5 protein-coding genes are annotated in these 5,557 nt (G+C 56.9%); 2 read left to right on the forward strand and 3 right to left on the reverse strand.

Annotation, left to right across the window (positions count from 1 at the left end; translation table 11 throughout):
- Positions 1-628 precede the first annotated feature (628 nt).
- On the forward strand, positions 629-1,228 hold the full coding sequence (locus tag FVQ81_17950; protein MBW7998415.1) for a hypothetical protein: 600 nt from the start codon (positions 629-631) through the stop codon (positions 1,226-1,228).
- Between the two features lie 117 nt (positions 1,229-1,345).
- Here FVQ81_17950 and FVQ81_17955 read toward each other — a convergent pair whose 3' ends face one another.
- Both FVQ81_17955 and FVQ81_17960 read right to left on the reverse strand, forming a co-directional pair.
- The gene (locus FVQ81_17955) at positions 1,346-1,843 is read right to left on the reverse strand and encodes a carbonic anhydrase (GenBank protein MBW7998416.1); all 498 of its coding nucleotides are present in this window, start codon (positions 1,841-1,843) and stop codon (positions 1,346-1,348) included.
- A 346-nt stretch (positions 1,844-2,189) separates the two neighbouring features.
- Positions 2,190-2,387, reverse strand: a complete 198-nt coding sequence (locus tag FVQ81_17960; protein ID MBW7998417.1) for a hypothetical protein — start codon at positions 2,385-2,387, stop codon at positions 2,190-2,192.
- 197 nt (positions 2,388-2,584) lie between these two features.
- On the opposite strand from FVQ81_17960, the gene FVQ81_17965 reads away from it, so the two are divergent.
- Positions 2,585-3,826, forward strand: coding sequence for a hypothetical protein (locus FVQ81_17965; GenBank protein MBW7998418.1), 1,242 nt, complete (start codon positions 2,585-2,587; stop codon positions 3,824-3,826).
- Between the two features lie 2 nt (positions 3,827-3,828).
- Here the strand turns inward: FVQ81_17965 and FVQ81_17970 are convergent, their stop codons facing one another.
- Positions 3,829-4,593 carry a hypothetical protein gene (locus FVQ81_17970; protein ID MBW7998419.1) on the reverse strand — a complete coding sequence of 255 codons (765 nt, stop codon included), beginning with the start codon at positions 4,591-4,593 and terminating at the stop codon, positions 3,829-3,831.
- Between the last annotated feature and the right edge of the window lie 964 nt (positions 4,594-5,557).

The raw sequence follows: 5,557 nt of genomic DNA on the forward strand, positions 1-5,557 counted from the left end.
CGCGCAGCCGCAGCGACCGCGCCTCGATCTCCTCGCGCACCGCAAAGACGGACCGGGCCATACGGGGCAGCGAGGGACGGACCTACCGTCCATCTTCCACCACCCGCGAGAGAACTGTCAGTTCCGGACGGACCACCACCAGCAGCCGCGGCGGCCGGACCTACAAGCCCGCCAGCCGCAGCCGCTCCAGCACTACGCAACCGGCGGCCAGGAGTTCAAGCAGCCGCAGCCGCTCCAGCAGCACGCAACCGGCGGCCACACGGTCATCCAGCCGCAGCCGCTCGGCTCCCGCAGTCCGGAGTTCATCGAGCAGCCGCAGCCGCTCCAGCGGATCGCGCCCCGCAGCGAGAAGCAGCAGCCGCAGCCGTTCGAGTTCCAGCAGCAGTAAGTCGTCCGGTTCCAGCGGCAGCAGACGCAGCAGGAATTAACCGCAGGCTTCCGCAATTCAAGAATCAGATGAAGACCCCGTCCGGCGGCGGCCCTTCCCCCCGGTTGACGGTAATGCCCTGGCCGGGGTTTCCAGTTAAAACCCTTCCGCGGCCGGCGGAACGGGGATATCTTTGCGGCACGAATTCCAGAGACTGCATTCGCAAGCAGTGACAGTTAACCGTCGGGAAAGGGTATTGTAATGTTGAGAAAACTGGGGAACCTGGCCGCGGCCGCGCTGGTGTCGATTTCGATCATGGCGGTCAGCTGTGGGGACGATAAGACTACGACAGAGGAAATTTATCTGCTGTATTCCGACATTTATGGGGTGGTGGAGTACGAAGCCGACGGCGACTACCCGCCGCCGTTCGATCACGACAACTTGTCTGACGATAATATCATTGTTACGTTGTATTTCGGAGAAACGATAGATTTCTACCAGGAAAACGACGTCTACGGTTACTTCATTTCCTACGATGACAATACCGATGCGAGCAACGAGGAGAATTTCAACTTCCCGTTCGTCCCGTCCGGGCAGTATTGGCTTGACGCAGAATTTACAATATTGGATAGTTGTTTCTATGCAAAAACCTCCAAGTTTACTCACACTGATACATCGCACACTTTCCAGGAGCTGCTCCCGGTGTTTTTGGGTACGAATAGAGGATGCTGGAGTGTAGACCTGGCGGGGGTGTCCGACGACGAGATGGTGCAGGTGTCCGAGCGCTGCTGGGTAAGCCGCGAGGTTTACGAAAATATCTACAAGCCCAGGCTGGAGAACGGGAGCCTGGTAGAGCCGTGACCGCACACCCGAGCCTGTGCTGAAAAGTGAAAAGCCCGGCGCCGAGTTTTCGGCGCCGGGCTTTTTGTGTTCCGCCCCCCGCAGTTGGCGGCGGGATTTTGTTTCGACAAAACCGTGCTAGTTGATTTCCGTCAGTGCTCCGCTCTTGACGTCGAACACGAAGCCGCGGACCAGGATGCCCTCATCGATCCAGGGGTGGTGCTTCACCTTGCTCACCTGGCGGCGGACATTCTCCTCGAGGCTGCCGAAGGCATGGAACGCCGAGGGCGAAACCACGGCCGTTCCCGACTCGTCAACCAGGCGGTTTACCAGGTCCTCGTCCTTGAACGTCAGCATGCCGCAGTCGGTGTGGTTGATGATCATGAATTCCTTCGTCCCCAGCAGTCTGGAGCTGATCACCAGGCTGCGCAGAGCGTCATCGGTGACAATCCCGCCCGCGTTACGGATAATATGCGCATCGCCGGTTTTCAGCCCCAGCAGCTCCTCCACCGTCACGCGGGCATCCATGCAGGCCACAACCGCCAGGTTGCGCCCCGGCGGCATCGGCAGGTCGGCCAGACCGAACCGGCTCGCGTAGGCCTGGTTGGCGGCCAGAGTTTCGTCTATCACGGACATCTGTCCCTCCCTCCTCCAAGTTCACTTTATCGATCGACAATATAGATTATAATCGCCGGGCCAGACCCTGTCAAGCAAATAAGAAATTTTTCTGCGTACCTGCCTGCCGAGGCAACAACCAGGGTGAGGAAAAACCGTTTTTGCCGACAATTTTTGTCCGATTCGGGAAAGATCGCCGATTTTTCGCAGGAGAAGCGAGTTGGGAAGTTGGGGTGATAAATCGGTTTAAGCGGTGCGGGATAACTCCTGAGGATTCGGACAACTCATTATATAACAATATGTTACGGAAACGCGGCTCGCGGAAAGTGGTTATCAATGTCCTTGGAACGGATTGTATACCGGGAGGTTATAAAATAAAACCTAAAAAGAAAAAAACCGTTGAATACTTGACAACCATCACACGTATGGTATAATGCAAACGTCGGCGGGAGACAGGGCCATGAGGGCCGGTGCCCGCTGTCATTTGCCGCCAGAGCGGTGAATCCCCAAAAAACATACCCCGCGACAACCCGGCAGACGGAACTGCCGGGTTTTTGCTTTTCAAGCAGTTCTCCTCGTTTCGCAAGTTACCCCGGCGCACCGAACGTCCATTTCCGACCGAAATAATATTTTCGTAAAAATCGCTTAAGTGTATATATTGCACCGACTTCGCTGGACAAAGCGGTGGTTCGCTGTTATTTTAATGCGCAAATTCCGCAGTTGACCGAGATGATTTATCACCTACGGGAGGGGAGGGGTAGGATGCCGTCACCGCCAGCGGATTACGTCTTGCAGTCCTGCCACAAGATCGACGAATTGCTCCGTGAGGCCGGCGGAGGGGAGATCGACCGCGAGATCGACGGCCTGATCGGTGAGATCGAAAAACTGCACGGCCAACTGAGCGATATTAACGCCCGCCGGGAATGGACAAGGTATCGCCATGAACTGGTCAATACCGGCCGCAAGCTGCACGGTAAAATCCCCGGAGAGATCTGGAAATTCCAGCGGGCCAGGAATCAGATCCGCAAATATCCGGGTACCGGGCGCCAGGTGTCCATGCTCGACAGGGTGCTGACCAGGTTGAGCGTGGTTCGCGGCGACCCGGACCGCAGCTTGGGGGTCCTCTCCCGGTCCGACCTGCCCTCGGCCGGGTTCAACACAACCGAGCTCGATCCGGCGCTGAGCGGGCAGATGTTCACCCTCTACCATCCCGGCGAAAGCGGGATCGGGCCGGCCCCGTTCCGGTTTACCGGCCCGGCGGACAGCGAGGTGACTATCGAGATGGAGCACGTCCGGAACCTCGACTACGGCGGCCACGGGCACGGGATTGAGCCGGAGCACCTGGGCACGTTCGAGGACATGAACTCCGTGGGTTTCCGCAAAGTCTCGGCCGGCGAGGTGAGTTTCCGGCTACGGGATGGCAGCCAGACTCAGGTCTGGTACCAGCCCTCGGATGTCTGCACGCGGCGCCGGTTCAAGATCACGCATACCTGGCCGGGGGAGTCCCTGTGCTACGAGCTGTACGTGGATCTCCGCTACGCGCAGAAGCTCTACGACCTCTACCAATATGATTTGCCGTACATGCATCTGTACACTGGGGATGAAAAGCACCCTTCGGAAGTCTCCCACTATGGCACAGAAGAGCTAGTAAAAAAACTTGTTCAATTAAACAGCGAGTTCGGGACGGCATATGAGGCAGGTGAATTCGATGAAACAGTGACAAAAAATGATCCTTATAGTGTTACATTTCAGCGCCCGGAGAATAATCAAATCTGGGTCAATGATATGAGTCTTCCCTGGGGAGGATTATTCAAAATAGAAGGATTAATGGAGAGGAAAGGGAAACATGCAAACCATAGGTGGGGCAATAGTGTTGATATCAGTATCAATACCGAGCATGGTATCACGACCAGTCAAGTTAACTGGTTGAGATCCAACGGCCCACGAATTTTCGGAGTGCCACTACTTGATGAGGGAAACCACTTCCACTTCCAGTTGGAATAAACTTAATCAGCTCCTTGAAGTTCAATCCAGTTATCAATATGGTAATAAAAAACACTCGACGCCTTTTCTACAATTATGTAATTAATGGCCGCGTGTGTTATTACAGGAGGCATAGGCCCACCATATCTTCTATATCTTTCCAAGATGTACTCCTTCCCAACAACTTCAATTTTGTATAGGTAAACGGCTGTCGTTGGCCTAGTCCTATACACAGCCCAAAAATTACTATCCTCTTCCTCGCAAACGATATGCGGATCATTAGTCTTTCCTTGAGGAAAAACTATTAGACTCCTATTGCCTTCTTTAATCACAAGCACAGCGCAGTCTTGCTGGCCCTTTCTTAAGAATTCCCCATATATTACGTTCGAGTACTCACCCAAGTTCGAGAATGACGACTGAGGAATTATATACTCACGCTCATCAAGCCACTCAATAATAGTTGATGGTAATTCTGGATGCTCGCTTGGCTTAACCCTTAATGTATCCAATTTCAGAGGTGGGGGCGGCGGGGACGGGAGCAAAGATTTCGCCCGCTGCCGGTTCAGCTCCTCCACGTCAAAGCTCTCCGGGTTGGAGGTGTCCCAGGCGCGCTGGGCCGGGCGGCGCGCGGCTGGCTTTTCCGCCGGGGCCTGCTCCGGCTGGGTGTCGGCGGCGGCGGGGACATCGTGATCGCTTTCGTCCACCGGGCGCACCCGGCCGCTGTCGCCGGAGCCGCAGGCGAGAGCCGCCAGCAGTAGAGAAACCAAAAGCCAGACCTGTACTTTCATCCAATCCCCACCGGTTCATTGTTTCGTTAACTAATTCTAATGAACCGGTTCGATTGCGTCAACGCTGTCACTTTCCACAAACATCGTATCCAGGCGGTATATCAGGCTTAACTCGTCAGCCCTGCCGGTAGAAAAATCCTCACTCCACCACCACCACCCCGTAGATATCCACTTCGGGCACCAGCACAGTCCAGCCTCGGCCATAGGGTGATAGCTCCAGGGCCACCGGCTCATGGTCCGGCGAGAGCAGACGCGCCCTGCCGGGCTTGAACCCCGGCTCTCTGATCACCACCGGCACGTGGCGCAGCGGATGGCCGGGACGGTAGTTGACCAGGTGGACCTGTCGCTGTTTCCCCTTGCGGTACTGGGCCGCCGCCAGCCAGGGCATCCCGCCCGCGGTCAGGCTGAACTCTCCGCCCGCGGCCCAGCGGAGGCCGTCGAGAAATTCTTCCGCGTTCAGGGGCAGGTACCAGTAGTCCGGGTGGACATTCCGGGCGGTTTGCGGTACAGCCTGGTGGCTCTCGAAAGCGGGCAGGTAGCATACTTTGCCGTTTCCCAGGACCGTTCTGGCGGAAGATTGCAGGCTCTCCTCAACCTCCGGCAGACCGATCATGCTCCAGAACGTGTCGGCCCCCCGCCGCTGACGGCGCCAGGAGTCGTACGCCCCGGTGCTTGCGCCGACCACCACCAGCGAGCCGCCCGCTTTCACATACTTGCGGGCCAGGCCGATTTCCCGGTCGCTCAGGTTTTCCTGCGCGGCCAGTACAACCACTTTCCAGCGCGCCAGGTTCTCCCAGTCCCTGTCGAAGAGCAGGGTGAACGGGACGCGGTTCTGGATCATCACCTGTTCGGCCTGGACCGTGCTCAGGAACGGCGTCCAGCCGCCGAACGTCAGCGACTCGAAATCCCGCATCACGCCGACGTCGTCCACAGTCTCCAGGCCGCGGAACAGTTCCTTGTTGCG

The sequence above is a fragment of the Candidatus Glassbacteria bacterium genome (genome assembly GCA_019456185.1).
Taxonomy (GTDB): Bacteria; Gemmatimonadota; Glassbacteria; order GWA2-58-10; family GWA2-58-10; genus JAJRTS01.